This is a genomic window from Halobacterium sp. CBA1126, assembly GCF_009741975.1.
In the GTDB taxonomy this organism is placed as follows: domain Archaea; phylum Halobacteriota; class Halobacteria; order Halobacteriales; family Halobacteriaceae; genus Halobacterium.
This window is the reverse complement of the sequence record NZ_WPCF01000011.1, coordinates 1-18129: the sequence shown is the minus strand read 5'-3', so window position 1 is coordinate 18129 and position 18129 is coordinate 1. Positions and strand designations below refer to the sequence as shown.

Sequence of the window (18129 nt, the reverse complement as noted above, 5' to 3'; positions counted from 1 at the left end):
GGCGACGCGCGCGGCGCGTCTGCTGTACCCGGTTCAAAATTCGGCCGAGGGCGTGCTTCTCCCGCCGGCTAGTACTCGCGGACTCCCTCGTCGGTCACGACGGCGTCCAGCAGGCGCGTCGGCGTCGCGTCGTACGCGGGGTTCTTCACGTCGAAGCCCTCCGGGGGCTCGCGGATGACCTCGCTGGCGTCCCGGAAGTCGTTCTCGAAGCGGAACCCCTCCTCCACGAGCTTCGCGCTCGCCCCCGCGACGGAGACCGGCGTCCCGGCGTCGGCGGCCGTCGCCACGAGCGGGTACGTGCCGACGCGGTTGTAGTACGTGTCACCGACGATGCAGTCCATCCCGAGGAGGACGCGGTCGCAGTCCCCGAGGTAGTAGCCGGAGGCGCCGTCGACGATGAGCGTCGGTTCGATGCGGTCGATGGCCGCCAGCGTCCGCGCGGTCTTCCGGCCGAGGTGGCGGGGGCGGGCCTCCGTCACGAACACCTCGAGGTGTTTGCCGTTCTTCGCCGCCGTCTCGAGGGCCTCCAGCACCGTCGAGGAGTAGTCGTGGGTGAGCAGCGTCTGGCCGTCGTCGATGCGGTCGGCCAGCGTCGCCGCGGCCTCGTGTTTCGCGCTCTCGACGGACTCCACGACGTCGTCGATGGCCGCCGCGGTCACCTCCTTGGCCTCCGCGACCGAGGCGGGGTCGGCGTCCCGCACGCGCTCGACGACCTCGCGCTGGGTCGTCACCAGCGACGCGTGCGAGGGGTTCGCGCGCCGGAGCGCGTTGCTGTTCCGTTCCAGCGCTCGCACGTACTCCTCGACGGTCGGGTAGTCGTTGTCGATGAGGTCCCGGAGCGCGCGAGCGGCCTTCACGGCGACGACCGAGGAGGAGTGGGTCCGCATCTCGCGAATCTCCTCGGCAGTCTCGTCTATCATACCCGATGCATCCGCGGGTCCGTCCTAATGTCTTCCGGAGTGAGCCCTCCTCCCTCGCGAGCGGCGCTGTACGCCGCTCGCTCGGTTGTCGCCCTCACAGTCCACCAGGCCGTCGGCTTCACGCTCGTGCGGCGCGCTCCCGGGCGAGACGCCTAAGCCCACGGAGTGCGAACCGCCGCGCATGGTCGCCGTGTCGTACTACTGTCCGCGCTGTGGCGCCGTCGCCGAGCTGGACCGCGACCCCTACCTCGCGGACAAGTCCGTGACGCCGTTCCCGCTGGAGGGGTGGACGTACGTCTCCCCTGGTGATGACTACGAGAGCGACGCGGCGGACGGCGTGAAGTTCGTCTGCGGGCGGGACGACGCCGACTGGTCGCACCCGCCCGACTCAGACGAGGACGGCGAACCGGGCTGCGGGGAGCCGTTCTACCTGAACTTCGTGCGCTACGAGGACGGAGAGGCGTCGAAGACGCCTCAGGCAGACGGCGAAGCGTCGACGGCGAGGAGGTCAGCGGGCAGCCCGAGTCCGAGTACGTGCAGTTGGCGGAAGGAGGGGCGCCGAGCGGTCCGCGGGGGCCGGACGGCCCGGGGTTCTCGCGGTAGCTACCCCTTGATGTTCGCGACGGGGAACGTCCGCACGACGAGGTCGCCGATGTCGAGGGCGTCGGAGACGCCGACCACCTCGTCGACGTCCTTGTAGACGCCGGGGGCCTCCTCGGCGATGGTGTCGCCGGAGGCGGCCTTCACGTAGATCTCGTTCTGCTCGCGGAGGTCCGCCTGCACCTCGCCGCCGCCGTACTCGCGTTTGGCCTGCGTGCGGCTCATCAGGCGACCCGCGCCGTGGGCGGTGGAGCCGAACGACCGCGTCAGCGACTTCGACCCGCCCTTCAGGACGTAGCTGCCGGCGCCCATGCTCCCGGGGATGATGATGGGCTGGCCGACGTCGCGGTACGCGTTCGGCACCTCGGGGTGGCCGGCGGGGAACGCGCGCGTCGCGCCCTTCCGGTGGACGTAGAGGTCGCGCTGGACGCGCTCGCCGTCGCCGTCGAGGCTGTAGCCGTCCTCGGTCTCGTAGACGTCGTGGGCCTCCCGCTTCGCGATGTTGTGCGCGACGTCGTAGAGGAGGTCCATCTCCAGGGCCCGCCAGTCGGTGTCGAAGACGTCCGCGAACGTCTCCCGGACGGCGTGCGTGATGAGCTGGCGGTTCACCCACGCGAAGTTGATGGCCGCGCACATCGCGCCGTAGTAGTCGTCGGCGAGCGCCGAGCCGGCGGGCGCCGCGGCGAGGTCCTTGTCCGGCAGCGACTCGGTGAAGTCCGGGTACTCCTGCTCGATGCGCCGGAGGTAGTCAGAGCACACCTGGTGGCCGAGCCCGCGGGAGCCGCAGTGGACGAGGACGACGATCTGGTCCTCGCTGAGCCCGAACTCGTCGGCGGCGTCGTCGAAGACGTCGGTGACGCGCTGGACCTCGAGGAAGTGGTTCCCGGAGCCCAGCGACCCCATCTGGTTCGCGCCGCGGTCCTTGGCCTTCTTCGATATCGCCGAGGGGTCGGCGTCCGGGCGCCGCCCCTCGTCCTCGCAGTGCAGGCGGTCCTCGCGGACCGCGTACCCCTCCTCGACGCACCAGTCGACGCCGCGGTCGAGCGCGGCCTCGAGGTCGCCGTGGCTGCCGTCGTGGACGCCGCCGCCGCCCAGGCCCGTCGGCACGGCGTCGAAGAGCGCGTCCACGAGCTCCTCCTCGCGGCCGCGGACGTCCTCGTAGGTGAGGTTCGTCTTCACCATGCGGACGCCGCAGTTGATGTCGAAGCCCACCGCGCCGGGCGAGATGTAGCCGTCCTCGGCGTCGAAGGCGGCGACGCCGCCGACCGGGAAGCCGTACCCCTGGTGGCCGTCCGGCATGCAGAGCGCGGGCGCGACCACGCCCGGCATGCAGGCGACGTTCCGGAGCTGCTGGAGGGTCTTGTCGTTCTGGATGTCCTCGAGCAGGGTCTCGTTGGCGAAGACGCGAGCGGGCACCCGCATCTCGTCGTCGCCGTCGAGCTCCCAGACGTCGTCCTCGACCTCTCGGAGCGTGACGCCGTCGGCGTCGAACGTGTTCATACTCGGCGATGGGCGCGGAACCCGGGAATACGTTTCGTCTGGCGGTCACTCCGTCGACGTCGCCAGCGGCGAGTGTTCGGCGACGGCGGCGAGGCGGTCGTCCAGCGACAGCGGGCCGCCGCCGGTGACGAACAGCGCCGACGACAGCCCGAACAGGGTGACGTGCGCGAGCACGGGGTCGTCGGGCAGGCCGAACAGCGTCGTCGTCAATACGACGAACGCGACCGCGGCGGTCGCGCGCGTGAACAGCCCGACGAACAGGAGCACGCCGACCGCGAGTTCGGTGAGGCCGGCGCCGACGACCCACATCCCGGGGTCGACGGGGACGAGCGCCGTGAGGTCGTACTTCTCGACGACGGCGAGCGCCGGGCCGGGGTTCGCGAGCTTCTCCCAGAACCCCAGCAGCGCGAAGTTGAACCCGACGCCGAGTCGAATCGCCGTGGGCGCGTACTGCTCGTAGGGGCCGACGACGTCGTTGAACTTCGAAACCAGCGGGTGCAGCGGGTCGAAGCGGCCGTAGACGGTGCCGTCGGCGGCCGCGACCTGCTGGAGCAGGTGGTCGGCGCTCGGGCGGCCGGCGCCCAGCAGGAGCACGCCGAGGAACCCGCCGACGTACTCGCTGGCGAGCACGAGCTCCGGGCGGACCGCCAGCCCCGCGACGTACGCGACGAGGCCGACGAGCGCGACGGCGCGCGTCGCCAGCCCGAACAGGAGGAAGAACCCCACCGCGACCTGGAAGACGCGGGTCGGCGCCGCGACCGACGGGGAGAAGAAGTAGCCCGCGAACCCCGCGCCGACCAGCGGCAGGCCGACAGCCAGCCGGAGCATCCACGGGAGGAACGCGTGGTACTCCGCGAGCGTGCTGCGGAGCGCGCGCACGTCCGCAGCGGCCGGCCGGTAGCGGAGGTACGCCGCCGCGGCCGCGAGGACCCCGAGCCCGCCACCGAGCAGGAGGACGGCGTTCAGCGGGTGCGAGAGCACGTCCGCGAGGAACTCCAGCGCGCGCACCGACGGCGCGCCGTCGACGACGTAGTGACGTGGCCGGTGGGTCCTGTGAGCATACTGCACTGTACGCGCCGCGAGTGCAAAAAGGTCGGGCGCCGGGGTCAGACGTCGAAGACCACGTACGCGTGCCAGCCCGAGTCGCGCTCGGAGAGGTCCATCTCCGAGTACGTGACCGCCTTCAGGTCGCGGGCGTCGACCGCGTTCAGCGGGACGGCGCGCGCGCTCGCCGCCGCGACCCACTCGCCGCCGTCCTCGCGGACTGTCGCGCGGTGGTCGACCGGGAGGACGTTCCGGACGTCGCGCTCATAGATGAGGCGGTCGAGGTAGTCGAACAGCAGCGCCTCCCGACTCTCCGCGCGCTCCTCGAACGTGAACCGGCTGCCGTCGGCCGGCGCGTCCTCGGTCATCGCCGCGGCCATCCCGTCGGCGATTGCCGCGAACACGCCGCCGAGGCTGTCCGCGGTCGCTTCCACGGCGACGTCGGCGGTGTGGTCCTTGAGCTCGTAGCTCATTCCGCGCCCTCCGACGCCTGCGGCGGCGCCACGTCCTCGCCGGTCAGCCGCTCGAGGCGCTCGCGGGAGAGCCCGTCCGTCCCGCTGTCCTCGGAGGACACCGCGACGCCCATCGTCACCACCGCGCGCATCCCCTCCTCGACGGTCATGTCGACGTCCATCACGCGGTCCTCGGGGACGTGCGTGAGGTGGCCGCCCATCACGGGGTTCGGCGCGAGCGGCAGGAACAGCGTCAGCATCCGCTCGTGGCCGGCGGCGTCCTCGACGGCCGCCGGCGTCTCCGTCGTCAGGAACCCGAGCGTGTACGCGTCCTGGTGCGGGAACTCCACGAGCTTCACGGACTGGAAGTTGTCCGCGTCGCTCTCGACCATCACGTCGCTCATCTGCCGGAAGCTCTTGTAGACGGCGCCGACGCCCGGGATGCGTTCGAGCACCGCGTCGAAGTACGCGAGCACGCGCTCGCCGGACCGGAACGACGCCGCGAACCCGACGAGCAGCGTGAGGGCGACGACGACGAGCACCCCGACGAGGTCGACGATGACCTCGGAGGCGTTCGGCGCCACGTTCGTGCTCGCCAGCAGCTGCGCGAGCGGGTCGAGAAGGTCGTCGACGACGCCGACCGCGATAGAGAGCACGTAGAGGGTCACGAGCAGCGGCACGACGACCGTGACGCCCGTGAGCGCGGCCTCCCGGACGCGGTCGTACGCGGACTCGCTGGCTCGCTGCATCCGTTCGCCGTCGGGGCGGCTGCCGCCTAGCATCGTTCCCGGAGACGACGAGGAGGCGTGAAAGCGTTTCGGCGTCCGGCGACGGTGGAATTATATTCGCTGGCCTGCTACCGTCTCGCAGTGAGCGTCACAGTCGACGAGCGGGTGGTCCCGCCGGGGAGCGACGAGCACCTCGACGAGGCGTGGGACCTCAAGGAACGCATCCGCGAGGACGAAGGCCTCCTCAAGCAGCGACGGGGGTTCTTCGCGAACGCCTACCGGCGCTCGACGGTCTACTGCTTCCTCGACGGCGACGACGTGGTCGGCTTCGCGGCGGCGCGGTCGGACGGCTACATCCTGTTTCTCGCGGTCGCCCCCGAGTTCCGCGGCGAGGGGTACGGCGAACGCCTCGTCGCGCGCGTCACCGAGGACGCCGGGAAGGCGTCCTGTCACGCCCGCCAGAGCAACGAGAGCGCGGTATCCTTCTACGAACACCTCGGGTTCAGCGTCGAACGCGAAATCGACAACTACTACGAGGACGGCGAGGGCGCGTACTACCTCCGGCTCGGCGACCGCGCCCGCATCCGGGACCGCATCTCGGAACTGCTTCGCGGCCGGTAGTTCTCGCGTCTGACCGTGTAGTCCGCTTTTCGCGTAGCTACGGCTTCGACAGCGACGTCGAAGTCTCCTCGAAAGCCCCGCTACTCTGGACTCGGGAGGCTCTCACGGGTCACTACGTTCCCCGTTCGAGCAGTTCGAGGTGCTCGAAAATCCTCGGTTTTCGGCATGACGAGAAACGGCTCTGCCGTTTCTCGAACCACCTCCCGTTGGTCGGCCTCGCGCTCGCTGCGCGCCTCAGTAGCTGGGCTCCTTCCGGTGTTTGCGTCGCCTGCCTTCGTCCAGAGTATCGCCCCGTTCAATCCGCCCGATTACCGGCTGCCCAACTGGTGACGAGTGGACTGAACGGGGCGGTGCTGTCGCGCTTGCTTGGTCGTCTCGCGGGCCACTATCTGCGAGCGTAGCGAGCAGATATGTCCGCGAGCGACCGCGACAGCACCGGGGCTTTCGAGAAGTCGGGTGCACTACTGTCGGGACGAGCCAACCCACACAGACGAGAGAGACGACACGGTTTTACCCGCGGTCGGCGTACCCGTTTCCCGACATGGAGGAACGGACCCGCGCGTATCTCCGGGGGCGGTTCGGTGACTTCTACCGCCGCTCGGAGGTCGAGCTCCCGCCGCGCGCCGACGACCGCGAGTGGGGGTACATCCCGTGGACGTCGGGGCCGGACACGACGATGGTCCGGCACAAGTCCACGCTCGACCTTGGGAACACGAAGGCGTTCCTCGAGCGGGAGCGCCCCCGTCACGTCTACTTCTCGGCGGGGTTCTACGAGACGCCGGGTGCGTCGACGATGGAGCAGAAGCACTGGCAGGGCTCGGACTTGGTGTTCGACCTGGACGCCGACCACCTGCCGAGCGTGACCCTCGGCGAGGACACGTACGCGCAGATGCTCGCGAAGTGCAAGGACGCCCTCTACCGGCTGCTCGACTTCCTCGAACGGGACTTCGGGTTCGAGGACCTGACGGTGACGTTCTCGGGCGGCCGCGGCTACCACGTCCACGTCCGCGACGAGGGCGTCCACGACCTCGAGCGCGAGCAGCGCCGTGAAATCGTGGACTACGTGCGGGGGAACGAGCTCGACCTCGAGTCGCTCGTGCGCGAGGAGACCGTCGAGGGGCTCGGGCTGAAGAACCCGACGAACAAGCGCGTGCTGCCCGCGGACGGCGGCTGGGGGCGCCGGGTCACCGAGCGCCTCGGTGAGTTCGCCGACGACCTGCTCGAGCGCGGCGAGGACGACGCCGTCGAGTACCTCGCCGAGATGGAGGGCGTCGGGGAGAAGTCCGCGCGCGCCATCTACAACGCCGTCGCGAACAACACCGAGGCGGTCAAGCGCGGGAACGTCGACGTCCACCCGGCGTTCCTGAAGGTCGCGCGGAAGTACGTCGAAGAGACCGTCGAGGCGGAGAACGCGCCCATCGACGAGCCCGTGACGACGGACACGAACCGCCTGATTCGGCTGCCCGGGACGCTGCACGGCGGGAGCGGGCTGCGCGTGCGGCGGCTCTCCCGCGAGCAGCTGGACGACTTCGACCCGCTGGTCGACGCCGTCCCCGAGACGTTCGTCGGCCACGAGATCACCGTCGACGTGCAGGAGGAGCGCACGCTGGAGCTGCTCGGGGAAACGCTTACGGTGCGACCGGGCGTGGTCTCGGTCCCAGAGTACGCGGGCGTCTTCCTGATGGCCCGCGGCACCGCGGAGAAAGCCAAAGAATGAACCTCGAAGACCTACGCGCGGCCCAGACCCGCGAGCGCGCGACCGACGGCCTCCAGGAGCTCCGGGACTCGTTCTACGGGGACGTCGCGGCGTACATCGCGGACCTCAAAGAGCAGCGGGAGGCCGCCGCGAGCGCCGCCGACGACCCGTTCGGCGACCCCGAGGTCCAGGAGCTCACGGACAAGATCGAGACCGCCGAGCAGGTCGCGGAGGCCATCTACGAGCGCCGCATGGGGAAGCTCGTCAAGCAGGCGAGCCTCGCGGCCGCGGGGATGCCCGACGACGTGGAGGGGCTCACCGAGGAGGAGCGCGCGCTCTACGGCGACCTCGTCGAGCGCATCGAGGCGAACAAGAGCCACGTCCTCGACGTCATCTCCGGCGACGCCGAGCCGTCGAGTACCGACCTCGACGACGCCGCGTCCGAGCCGCTCGGCGACACCGCCGACGAGACGCCGACGGACCCCGCGCCGGAACCGTCCGGCGAGGATTCGTCCGCGGCGGCCGCGATGGGCGGCGGGCTCGACGACGCGGACGAGGAGCCGACCCCGGAGCCGGACGCTGCGGAGGACGCCCCCGAGTCAGACCAAGTACCCGCCGACCCCGAACCGCCGGAGGCAGCCGCCGACGACCTCGAACGCGTCACTGGCGACGACGCGGCGGACGACGAGCAGGACGCCGCGGACTCCGAGGACGACGTGTCCCGGACGAAGGTGCGCGTCACCGACGACGTCGGCGAGATTTTCGGCGTGGACGAACGCCCGTACACGCTCGAAGCCGAGGACGTCGTGACCCTGCCCGAGGAGAACGCGAAGCCGCTCGTCGAGAAAGACGCCGCCGAGAAACTGGACTGACGCCGCTCAGCGCCGAAACTGTATTCTACCGCACGTAGCGCCGCAGTCGCTCACGCGAAGTGAACAGCGAAAGAGGGGGGGTTTAGTCAGTAGCATACGCGCGGCGGAGCCGCGCGTTTCACCGCTCGCCTGCGGCGAGCGGGCTTTTTTAGCGTAGATTTTTTGCGCGAGTGGTTCCCGCAGCGAGTGGCCGGAGGCCGCGAGCGAGGAAACCCGAGCGCAAAAAAGGTACTATTGGAACGCCCCGGGGGTGTGGGCTGCTTCGTCGTCGGGGGTGGCTGCTTTCTCGAACTTCTCCTCGAGTTCGTCGTACTGTTCGCGGACGTCTTCGTCGACGCTCGGCGAGATGTCCGAGAGCGCTTCGTCGAAGTGCTCGGCGGTGATGCGGACGTTGCCGACGGATTCGGCGGCTTCCTCGGGGTCGACGGAGTTGACGAACTCGCGGGTGGCGTTCATGGTGGCTTCGCGGACGAGCGCTTCGAGGTCGGCGCCGACGAAGCCGTCGGTGTCGCTGGCGATGTCGTCGAGGTCGACGTCGTCGGCCAGCGGCTTGTCCCGCGTGTGGACCTCGAGGATGGCGCGGCGGGCGTCCTCGTCCGGCACGGGGACGTGGACGTGGCGGTCCAGCCGGCCGGGGCGGAGCAGCGCGCTGTCGATGAGGTCGGGGCGGTTCGTGGTCGCGACGACCACGACGTCCTCGAGCTCTTCGATGCCGTCGAGCTCCGTGAGCAGCTGGCTGACGACGCGTTCGCCGACGCCGGAGTCGCCCATGTTGGCGCCGCGTTCGCCGGCGATGGAGTCGATCTCGTCGAAGAACACCACCGTGGGGGCGTTCGAGCGGGCCTTCTCGAAGACCTCGCGGACGCCCTTTTCGGACTCCCCGACGTACTTGTTGAGGAGCTCGGGGCCCTTCACGGAGATGAAGTTCGAGTTGGCCTCGTTGGCGACGGCTTTCGCCATCAGCGTCTTCCCGGTTCCGGGCGGGCCGTAGAGGAGCACGCCCTTCGCGGATTCGAGGTCCATGGCTTCGAAGACCTCGGGGTAGTCGAGCGGCCACTGGATGGTCTCGCGGAGGCGTTCCTTGGTGTCCTCGAGGCCGCCGACGTCGTCCCACGTGATGTCGGGGACTTCGACGAAGACCTCGCGGAGCGCGGAGGGCTCGATGCCCTTCAGCGCGTTCTTGAAGTCGTCCTCGGTGACGCGGATGGACTCGAGGAGCTCCGCGTCGATCTCGTCGGCTTCGAGGTCGATGTCCGGGCGGACGCGCCGGAGCGCGTTCATCGCGGCTTCCTTCGCGAGGCTCTCGATGTCCGCGCCGACGAACCCGTGCGTGGATTCGGCGAACTCGTCGATGTCGATCTCGTCGGCGAGGGGCATGCCGCGGGTGTGGACCTGCAGGATCTCCGTGCGGCCGTCCTTGTCGGGGACGCCGATCTCGATCTCGCGGTCGAAGCGGCCGCCGCGGCGGAGCGCGGGGTCGATGGCGTCGACGCGGTTCGTCGCCGCGATGACCGTGACGTCGCCGCGCTCCTCGAGGCCGTCCATGAGGCTCAGGAGCTGCGCGACGACGCGGCGCTCGACGTCACCCTGCGTCTCGCCGCGCTTGGGCGCGATGGAGTCGATCTCGTCGATGAAGACGATGGCGGGCGCGTTCTCCTCGGCCTCGTCGAAGACCTCGCGGAGCTTCTCCTCGCTCTCCCCGTAGTACTTCGACATGATCTCGGGGCCGGAGATGGTCTGGAAGTGCGCGTCGATCTCGTTCGCGACGGCCTTCGCGATGAGCGTCTTCCCGGTGCCCGGCGGGCCGTGCAGGAGCACGCCCTTCGGCGGTTCGATGCCGAGCTGCTGGAACAGCTCGGGGTGGCGCATCGGGAGCTCGATCATCTCGCGGACCTGTTCGAGCTCGCGGTCGAGGCCGCCGATGTCCTCGTAGGCGACGTTCGGCGTGCTGTCGCCGCCCTCGCCGCCGCCGGCGCCCGCGGCGATCTCCTCGGCGGGCTGCTCGGACACCTGGATGTCGGTGTCGTTGCTCACGACGACCGTGCCGTCGGGGTCGGTGTCGGCGATCTTGACGGGGATCTGCTGACCGGAGACCGTGCTCATCCCGCCGAAGCCGAAGGAGATGGGGATGGTCTGGCCGGTGGTGACGGGGCGGCCGCTGAGGCGGTCCCGGACCATCGGCGTGATGTCGCCGCGCACGCGCAGGTTCTGCGGGAGCGCGACGGTGACCGCGCTAGCGGGCTTGATATCCGCGGGTTCGACGGCGACGCTGTCGTCGATGCCGACGTCGGCCTGCTGGCGGAGGCGGCCGTCGATGCGGACGATGCCCTCGCCCTCGTCTTCGGGGTAGCCCGGCCAGACGCGGGCGACGGCGCGGCCCTGGTCGCTGTTGAGGACGACGTAGTCGCCGTTCTCGAGGTCGAGTTCCTCCATCGCCGCGCGGTCGATGGCGGCCAATCCGCGGCCTGCGTCCTTCTGCTTGAGCGGCTTGACCGTGAGTTTCATCGTTCCACCTCGACGGTGACGACGCCGTTGTTGATAAGCGCTTTCGAGACTGCGCCGGCGGGCACGTCGAACTCGTGCTGGCGCGGCTCGTCGTCGCCGGTTTCGACGACCACGATGACGGTGTCGTCGACGACGTCGACGGAGACCGCGTCGTCGTCGACGCCGAGGTCGGCGACGAGGACGGTCTCGTCGTCGTAGTCGAACCGACGAGCCGGCGCGTCGAGTTGCTCGGTGAAGGATTTCGGATTCATTTGACTAACGTAAAGTTATCGTCGGACACTTATAAGGTTGTCGGCGGTCGGTGGGGGACGGTGCGGCGACTGCGCGACAGGTAGAATTGCGGTTCACACCTCCGTAGGTGTTTTGGCGCTGGTGGCCCTCGCCGGAACCATGCAGACGGTCACCCACGACGGCCGCGCGACCGCCTACCGGGTCGAGGACCGCGGGGGCGACGGCGCGCCGCTGCTCTGCGTCCACGGCAGCGGCGGCACGCACGCCGTCTGGAAGGCACAGCTCGCCCGGCTCTCCGGGGAGCGCCCGGTCGCGGCCGTCGACCTCAGCGGCCACGGCGACAGCGACGACGTCGACGCCGAACCCGGCCCCGAGACCCTCGACGCGTACGTCGCTGACGTGCGAGCGGTTGCCGACGAGGTGGACGCCAGCGTGCTCGCGGGGAACAGCCTCGGCGGCGCCGTCGTCCTCCGCGCCGTCCTCGGCGGCTTCGACGCCGACGCGTGGTGCTCGCGGGCTCCGGGGCGAAGCTCTCCGTGCTGGACGAACTCCGCGACTGGCTGGCCGGCGAGCACGGCGGCTTCGCGCGCGCCGTCGAGTACCTCCACCGCGAGGACATGCTCTTCCACGACGCCGGCGAGCGCGAGCGCGAGGTCTCCGAAGCGGCGATGCGCGCGGCGGGCCGGGCGGTCGTCGAGCGCGACTTCCTGTCCTGTCACACCTTCGACGTCCGCGACAGCCTCGGCGAAATCGAGGCGCCGACGTTCGCGCTCACGGGCGAGTACGACCGCCTCACGCCCCCGCAGTACCACGAGTACGTCGCAGAACACGTGCAAGACGGGGCGTGGACGACCGTCCCCGACGCCGCCCACCTCTCGATGCTCGAAGCGCCCGAGGCGTTCGACGACGCCGTCACCGAGTTCCTGGACGAGAACGCGCGCTAGTAGAGGTCGTCGACGTCGTCCTCGACGTGGCTGTGCTCCTCGCTCGGGAAGTCACCGCTCTCGACCGCGTCGACGTACTCCCCTACCGCCGACTCCATCTCCCCGCGCACGTCCCCGAACTGCTCGGCGAACGGCGGGCTGCGCTCGGAGAGGCCCGTCACGTCGTCCACGACGAGCACCTGCCCGTCGGTGTCCGGGCCCGCGCCGATGCCGATGGTGGGGATGGAGAGCGCGTCGGTGACGTCGCTGGCGACGTTCGCGGGGACGTGCTCGAGCACGAGCGAGAACGCGCCCGCGGCCTCGTGCTCGCGCGCGAGGTCGAGGATGCGCTCGGCGGCGCTCTGGTCGGTGCCCTGCCGGAAGTAGCCGCCCAGCCGGTTGACGTGCTGGGGCGTGAGCCCGAGGTGGGCCATTACGGGAATCCCGAGGTCCGACAGGCGCTCGGTGAGGTCGACGGTGTGGGGGCCGCACTCCAGTTTCACGGCGTCGGCGTCCGCCTCCTTCAGCATCCGGCCGCAGTGCTCGACGCTCTCGCTCTCGTCGACGCCGACGCTCAGGAACGGCATGTCCGCGACGACGACCGCGTCCTCGGTGGCGCGGGCGACGGCGGCGGTCGCGCTCTCGATCTCCTCGACGGTCACCGGGAGCGTGGTGTCGTAGCCGAGGCGCGCGTTCCCGACGCTGTCGCCGACGAGAATCACGTCGACGCCCGCGTCGTCGACCACGCCGGCGGTCGGCGCGTCGTACGCGGTCAGCATCGTAATCGGCTCCTCGCCCGCGCGACGGACGTCTCGGACGGTCGGCATACTCCGTGGTCGCGCCGCGGCCGCAATAAACGTACGCGAACCGGCGCCGCACAACGGGGAAGTTATGGCGCGGGCCGCCGTGCTCTCGCGTGTGCCGGAGCTACAGGAGGAGACCGACCCGGAGGGCGTCGACTACGGCTGGGTGATGCAGACGACGTTCGTGCTCACCATCGTCGTCGGCGCGCCCGCGGTGGTCGCCCTCTCGCTGTTCTACGCGCTGCCGACGTGGGCGTCCCGCGTCTCCTTCGCGGTGCGCGTCGGCGCGGTCGTCTGGCTGCTCACGGCGCTGGCGACGTACTGGTACGCCCGGCGGAACGCCGCCGAGTAGCTACGCCCAGCGGAACGCCGCGCCGGCGCGCTCGGCGGTCACTTCGTCCGAGGCGGAGTCCCCGACGAACAGCGCGTCCCCGGGCGCGACGCCGAGTTCGTCCAGCACCCACGTCAGCGCCCGCGGGTCGGGCTTGCGTGCCGGCACCGTGTCCCGGCCCGCGACCACGCGAAACGAGTCGAGGAGGTCGTGGCGGTCGAGCGCGGTGCGGCACGCGGCCTCGCAGTTCAGCGAGCAGACCGCCGCGGGCACGTCCAGGGCCGCGAGCTCGTCCGCGCCGGGCAGCCGCTCCGCGCGGGTCGCGCCGTCGCGCTCGTAGCTCGCGATGAGCTCGTGGACGTCGCCGCCGACGCCCGCGTCCTCGGCGGCGTCCAGCATTTCCCACATGTCGTACGGCCCGGGGTCGACGCCCGCCTCGCGGAGCCGGTCGGCGACCTCCCGCTCGACGACCGCCCAGTCGACCGAGAGCCGGACGAGCGTCCCGTCGAGGTCGTAGACGACAGCGTCGTAGTCAGTCACGCCTCCGGGTTCGACGCGCCGGCGGTTAGGCACTTCGGTGGGTCAGTCGACGAACCCGAACCCCTCCTCGTCGAGCTCGTTGCCGACGTGGCCGCTGCCGCGGTCCGTGATGACGTAGTAGCCGTCGGCGTCCGCGAACGGCCGCACGAGGTCGTCCTCGACGAGCTCCGCGAGCGCGGCGTCCACTTCGGCGGCGGACGGCGCGTCGTCGAGCACGGCGTCGAGGTTCGTCGCCACGACGTCCGCGGTGACGGCGACGCCCGCCTGGTGGAGCACCCGCAGCACCGGTTCCACGACGTCCTGCTCCCAGTCTTCGGAGTCGTTTACGGTCGGGGCGTCGGCGCGCTCGCCCAAAGGTCGTGGGGCCGTTCAGTCCAGTAGCCCGCGCGCGATGACCTCCTTCTGGATCTCGGAGGTCCCCTCGTAGATGGTCGTGATCTTCGAGTCGCGGTAGAACCGCTCGACGTCGAACTCCGTGGTGTAGCCGTAGCCGCCGTGAATCTGGACGGCCTCGTTGGTGACGTCGACGGCGGCCTCGCTGGCGAAGTACTTGGCCTTCGCCGCGGCGGCGCGGTGGTCCTCGCCGGCGTCGGCCTTCCGGGCGGCGTCCCGCGCGAGCAGCCGCGCGGCCTGCGTCTGCGTCTCCATGTCCGCGAGCTTGTGGCGGATGGTCTGTATCTCGGAGAGCTTCCGGTCGAACTGCTCGCGCTCGTCGGCGTACGCGGTCGCGGCGTCGAGGCCTGCCTGCGCGAGCCCGACGGCCTGCGACGCGATGCCGATGCGGCCGCCGTTCAGGATGTGCAGCGCCGCCGACATCCCCTTCCCCTCCTCGGTGAGCCGGTAGTCGGCGGGAATCCGGCAGTCGTCGAACAGCAGGCTCGTGGTGTCGCTGGCGCGCAGCCCGAGCTTGTCCTCCTTCTTCCCGACCTCGACGCCCGCCGCGTCTTTGGGCACGAGGAACTGCGTAATCTCGTCGTCGTCGCCGTCGACCTTCGCGAACACGATGGCGACGCCCGAGCGCTGGCCGTTCGTGATCCACTGCTTCTTCCCGTTCAGCACGTACTCGTCGCCGTCCCGGACCGCCTCGGTCGTCATCTGCGCGGGGTTCGAGCCGGCGTCGGGCTCCGAGAGCGCGAACGCGCCCACCGGCCGGCCGTCGGCCATCTCGGGCAGCCACTCTTCTCTGAGGTCGTCGCTCCCGAACTCCGCGACGCAGGAGGTGGCCAGGCAGTGCACGGACAGCGCGGTCGCCACCGCCAGCGAGCCGTACGCGACCTCCTCGTTGACGACGCTGTACGTGAGGGTGTCCACGTCGAGGCCGCCGTACGCCTCCGGGACGGTCATCGCGGTCGCGCCGAGCTCCGCGAGGCCGTCCCAGACGGCCTCCGGGAACTCCTGCTCGCGGTCGGCGTCGGCCGCCGTCGGGCGAATCTCCTCGGCGGCGAACTCCCGGACGGCGTCCCGCATCTGGCGCTGCTCGGCGGAGAGGTCCATACCGCCCGTTCGCGTCTCGCCTGAAAAAAGATGACTGATTCCCGGCCGCGGCTACTCGTCGCTGAGCTCCACGTCGAGGCGGTCCTCCAGCGCCGCGACCACGGAGCCGCCGACGTTGGCCTGCGTCGCGCGGCCCTGTTCGACCGCCAGCAGGTCCGACTCCTCGATGTCGAGCTCCTCGGCGAGTTCCTCGCGCTGGAGGCCGGCCTCCTGTCGCGCGCGGACGACGCGCTCGCCGTAGTCCGAGACGAGGTACGGGAGCTGGTCGCGGTCGTAGTCGGTCCCGTTCTCCTCCCAGTGGCTGGAGTCGCCGGTCGCCTGGTCGAGCGCCCGGGCCGTGTTCTGTGCGGCCTGCTTCTTGCGCTGCTGGTCCTCGTCGGGACTCCGGTCGGGGCTCTCGTCGTGGCTGCTCGCGCAGTCGGGGCAGACCGTCAGCTCCGCCCCCGCGACGTCCGCCGTGCGGAGGGAGTCGGCGGACGACCCGCAGAGCTCGCAGGTCTGTCCGCCCCCGCCGCCGCTGCCGCCGCCGGTCGAATACTTCGGCATACCCTGCCGTATGGACGTGCCACCATTTCAATACCCCGCTTGCCGGCCGAATGCGCGGGAAATCTCGCGGGCGACAGTTAAGTACCCGGGGCGTCAGCGCTCCCGTATGCCTGCCGACTTCGCCGACAGCGTCTACCTCGCTTCGCTGAACAGCGAGGACCTCACCGACGCCTTCGGGGAGGGGTACGCGACCGCCGCGGCGCCGCCCGCGGTCTCGGGCCTCCTCCGGAGTCTCGCCGACACGCACGCGTGGGCGACCCGCGACACGGACGTCCTCGCCGACCTCGACCGCGGCGACTACGTGTTCTTCCACCGGGAGTTCGGGCTGCGCTGCGTCGGACAGGTGTGGGCGACCACCGCGGACAGCGACGAGGTCGCCCGCTACACGGACCTCGCAGCGCCGGCCGGCGAGTGGGGCGTCGTCACGCTGACGAACGTCCAGCCCGCCCTCGACCACGTCTCCCTGCTCTCGCTGGGGATGGACGACGCGCGCCGCGACGACTCCCTCTACCGGCTTCCGGCGGGCGTCGCCGCCGACCTCCGCGCGGAGTACACGACGCCCGCGCGCCTCGTCGAGGACGCCGTCGAGAACCCGCTCGCGTTCGACGTGCCGCCCGGCGGGACGCCTGGGGACCGCCGCCCGGACCCCGAACCGGTCGACTCGGGCGCGCCCGCGGTCACCGGCACGGAGACCGTCCTCGACGCCCACCTCGACGCGCTCGACGGCGTGCGCGCGGTGGCGTGGCGCGTGCTCGGCCTCGCGGCGTTCCTGCTCGCCGCGACGCTCGCCGTCGTCGCCGTCTTCCGGCCACCGAGCGGCGACCGCCTCGTGCTCACGGAACCGGTCAGCGCGGGCGTCGCGGCGGTCGCCGTCGGCACCGCCGTCGCCGCGGGCGTGGTCGTCCACGGCGCCGTCGCACCCCGTCCCGGTCTCGCGGCGTTCACGCGCGAACAGACCGCCGCAGTCCGGCGCGCAGGTGCGACCGAGTCCCGGAGCGACGCCGCCGCGCACGTCGCGGGGAAGGTCGAAGCGTTCTGCACGCACCTCGCCGCCCGCACTCGGCGGCTCGGGTTCGCCGTCGCCGCCGCCACCGTCGCCGTGCTCGTCGGCTGCGTCTACGTCGCGTACGGCCTCGGCGTGCAGGTGTCGCCGTCGGTCGAGCCGCTGTCGCTGGCCGCGCTGGCGGGCTTCCCCGTGCTGGTCGTCGCGGCGGCGCTGGTCGTCGTCCGCCACCACCTCCGCGCGAGCCTCCCGGAGCGCTCGAGTGACTCCCGCGGTCGCTTCCCGTCGTCGGCGAGCGCGTCTCCCGGCTGAAGCGCAGCGTCTCGGGGCTCGCCGACCGGCTCCGCTGACCCCGCGGGAGTTGTTCTCAGACGTTTGGAAACAGGGGGGTTCATTTACCCCGAGCGAGCATACGCTCAGGTAGCGATGAGCGCCAGTGAGGAGTTCACCTTCGTCTGCCCGAGCTGCGGGGAGTCGATGGCGGTCAACCCCGCGATGCGGGACGCCCTCGTGGACAACGGGTGCGTCGTCTGCGGGGCCTCGGTCACCACCGACGCGTTCTCCCCCGTCGACGCCCCCGAGTGACGACCACGGGCCGCGACTCCTCGCACGGCGCTCCGTTTTCGGCTCGCCAGATAGGCAAGTATAAAGATACTGCCGAACAAGCCCGACATGTCTACGATGGCCCTGGAGAAGCAGACCGAGATGACGCGGTCGGACACGGACGCGCTCCTCGGCCGCCACGAGACGGGCGTGCTCTCGCTCGCCCGCGACGACGACCCGTACGCCATCCCCATCTCGTACGGCTACGACGCCGACGACCGGAAGTTCTACCTCCGCCTGGTCTCCACGCCCGAGAGCGAGAAGCGCGCGTTCCTCTCCTCGAACCCGGACGCCCGCCTCGTCGTCTACGAGGAGGACGAACCCACGTACCGCAGCGTCGTCGTCACCGGCACGCTCGTCGAGATTCCCCGCGACGAGATGACCGTCGAGCACGTCGAACAGTACGGCGACGCCAAGCGCCCGCTGTTCGAGATCTGGGGCGAGTCCAAGCCCGACCTCGACATCCAGCTGTACGAACTCCGCGCGGAGAACGTCAGCGGCCGCCACATCGAGCTCTCCGACCGCCACGACTGACCCGCGCTGTTTCTCCCGGGACCCGCACGCTCAAGTGCGGACGCGGCCAACGCCGTGGTAATGTCCGGTGGGATTCGGGTCACCGTCGAGTTCCCCGCGCCCGCGGTCTGCCCCGTCGCCGACCTCTCCGAGCGCGCGAACACCACCATCAGCGACGTCTCCACGAGCGTCGCGGCCGCCGAC

19 protein-coding genes and 2 pseudogenes are annotated in these 18129 nt (G+C 70.6%); 9 read left to right on the top strand and 12 right to left on the bottom strand.

Translation table 11 applies throughout. The annotated features are described in order from the left end of the window. Nucleotides 1-68 precede the first annotated feature (68 nt). Entirely contained in the window at nt 69-920 is an 852-nt protein-coding gene (locus GJ634_RS02610; RefSeq protein WP_157500370.1) for a translation initiation factor eIF-2B, read from the bottom strand. Nucleotides 921-1101: 181 nt separating this feature from the next. Between GJ634_RS02610 and GJ634_RS15830 the strand changes: the two are divergent. After that, nucleotides 1102-1523, top strand: a pseudogene (locus GJ634_RS15830) (hypothetical protein). Here GJ634_RS15830 and GJ634_RS02600 read toward each other — a convergent pair. The 4 genes from GJ634_RS02600 to GJ634_RS02585 are packed head-to-tail and all read right to left on the bottom strand — an operon-like array spanning nt 1524 to nt 5298. Continuing rightward, nucleotides 1524-3020, bottom strand: a complete 1497-nt coding sequence (locus GJ634_RS02600) for an RtcB family protein (RefSeq protein ID WP_157500369.1) — start codon at nt 3018-3020, stop codon at nt 1524-1526. Between the two features lie 45 nt (nt 3021-3065). Continuing rightward, entirely contained in the window at nt 3066-4088 is a 1023-nt protein-coding gene (locus GJ634_RS02595) for a DoxX family protein (protein WP_331713956.1), read from the bottom strand. A gap of 38 nt (nt 4089-4126) precedes the next feature. Beyond that, nucleotides 4127-4537 (bottom strand): archease, encoded by a 411-nt coding sequence (locus GJ634_RS02590; protein ID WP_157500368.1) that lies wholly within the window; start codon nt 4535-4537, stop codon nt 4127-4129. After that, nucleotides 4534-5298, bottom strand: coding sequence for a DUF502 domain-containing protein (locus GJ634_RS02585; protein ID WP_157500367.1), 765 nt, complete (start codon nt 5296-5298; stop codon nt 4534-4536). The genes GJ634_RS02590 and GJ634_RS02585 overlap by 4 nt, the downstream gene beginning before the upstream one ends. A gap of 87 nt (nt 5299-5385) precedes the next feature. On the opposite strand from GJ634_RS02585, the gene GJ634_RS02580 reads away from it, so the two are divergent. From GJ634_RS02580 to GJ634_RS02570, 3 genes are all read left to right on the top strand, one after another. Next, nucleotides 5386-5865: an N-acetyltransferase gene (locus GJ634_RS02580; protein ID WP_331713955.1), complete on the top strand. Its 480-nt coding sequence runs from the start codon at nt 5386-5388 to the stop codon at nt 5863-5865. Between the two features lie 541 nt (nt 5866-6406). Continuing rightward, a complete protein-coding gene (priS, locus tag GJ634_RS02575) occupies nt 6407-7582 on the top strand; it encodes a DNA primase small subunit PriS (RefSeq protein ID WP_157500366.1) in 1176 nt (391 codons plus the stop codon). After that, complete coding sequence (locus GJ634_RS02570) at nt 7579-8433, top strand: hypothetical protein (RefSeq protein WP_157500365.1); 855 nt, start codon at nt 7579-7581, stop codon at nt 8431-8433. Before priS ends, GJ634_RS02570 begins: the two co-directional genes overlap by 4 nt. Before the next feature lie 231 nt (nt 8434-8664). Here the strand turns inward: GJ634_RS02570 and GJ634_RS02565 are convergent, their stop codons facing one another. Then, the gene (locus GJ634_RS02565) at nt 8665-10938 is read right to left on the bottom strand and encodes a CDC48 family AAA ATPase (protein WP_157500364.1); all 2274 of its coding nucleotides are present in this window, start codon (nt 10936-10938) and stop codon (nt 8665-8667) included. Continuing rightward, nucleotides 10935-11189 (bottom strand): hypothetical protein, encoded by a 255-nt coding sequence (locus tag GJ634_RS02560; RefSeq protein ID WP_157500363.1) that lies wholly within the window; start codon nt 11187-11189, stop codon nt 10935-10937. Before GJ634_RS02560 ends, GJ634_RS02565 begins: the two co-directional genes overlap by 4 nt. 139 nt (nt 11190-11328) lie before the next feature. On the opposite strand from GJ634_RS02560, the pseudogene GJ634_RS16840 reads away from it, so the two are divergent. Next, nucleotides 11329-12113 (top strand): annotated as a pseudogene (locus tag GJ634_RS16840) (alpha/beta fold hydrolase). Here the strand turns inward: GJ634_RS16840 and panB are convergent. Further along, complete coding sequence (gene panB / locus GJ634_RS02550; protein ID WP_157500362.1) at nt 12110-12919, bottom strand: 3-methyl-2-oxobutanoate hydroxymethyltransferase; 810 nt, start codon at nt 12917-12919, stop codon at nt 12110-12112. The pseudogene GJ634_RS16840 and the gene panB sit on opposite strands and share 4 nt — an antisense overlap. A gap of 91 nt (nt 12920-13010) precedes the next feature. Between panB and GJ634_RS02545 the strand changes: the two genes are divergently transcribed. Continuing rightward, complete coding sequence (locus GJ634_RS02545) at nt 13011-13247, top strand: DUF5822 domain-containing protein (protein WP_331713960.1); 237 nt, start codon at nt 13011-13013, stop codon at nt 13245-13247. Here the strand turns inward: GJ634_RS02545 and GJ634_RS02540 are convergent, their stop codons facing one another. Genes GJ634_RS02540 through GJ634_RS02525 form a run of 4 tightly spaced genes read right to left on the bottom strand, consistent with a single transcriptional unit; the run spans nt 13248 to nt 15806 of the window. Then, nucleotides 13248-13766 (bottom strand): HAD hydrolase-like protein, encoded by a 519-nt coding sequence (locus GJ634_RS02540; protein WP_331713953.1) that lies wholly within the window; start codon nt 13764-13766, stop codon nt 13248-13250. Between the two features lie 42 nt (nt 13767-13808). Further along, nucleotides 13809-14120 carry a hypothetical protein gene (locus GJ634_RS02535; RefSeq protein ID WP_157500360.1) on the bottom strand — a complete coding sequence of 104 codons (312 nt, stop codon included), beginning with the start codon at nt 14118-14120 and terminating at the stop codon, nt 13809-13811. 15 nt (nt 14121-14135) lie between these two features. Beyond that, the gene (locus tag GJ634_RS02530; protein WP_157500359.1) at nt 14136-15260 is read right to left on the bottom strand and encodes an acyl-CoA dehydrogenase family protein; all 1125 of its coding nucleotides are present in this window, start codon (nt 15258-15260) and stop codon (nt 14136-14138) included. Between the two features lie 51 nt (nt 15261-15311). Beyond that, complete coding sequence (locus GJ634_RS02525; protein WP_157500358.1) at nt 15312-15806, bottom strand: multiprotein-bridging factor 1 family protein; 495 nt, start codon at nt 15804-15806, stop codon at nt 15312-15314. Nucleotides 15807-15912: 106 nt separating this feature from the next. Here GJ634_RS02525 and GJ634_RS02520 point away from each other — a divergent pair, with 106 nt between their 5' ends. The 3 genes from GJ634_RS02520 to GJ634_RS02515 all read left to right on the top strand — a co-directional run bounded on the left by GJ634_RS02520 (nt 15913) and on the right by GJ634_RS02515 (nt 17946). Then, a complete protein-coding gene (locus tag GJ634_RS02520) occupies nt 15913-17121 on the top strand; it encodes a hypothetical protein (protein WP_157500357.1) in 1209 nt (402 codons plus the stop codon). A 114-nt stretch (nt 17122-17235) separates the two neighbouring features. Then, complete coding sequence (locus GJ634_RS15285; protein ID WP_197425367.1) at nt 17236-17394, top strand: hypothetical protein; 159 nt, start codon at nt 17236-17238, stop codon at nt 17392-17394. 96 nt (nt 17395-17490) lie between these two features. Beyond that, complete coding sequence (locus GJ634_RS02515; protein WP_157500389.1) at nt 17491-17946, top strand: pyridoxamine 5'-phosphate oxidase family protein; 456 nt, start codon at nt 17491-17493, stop codon at nt 17944-17946. The last annotated feature ends 183 nt before the right edge of the window (nt 17947-18129 follow it).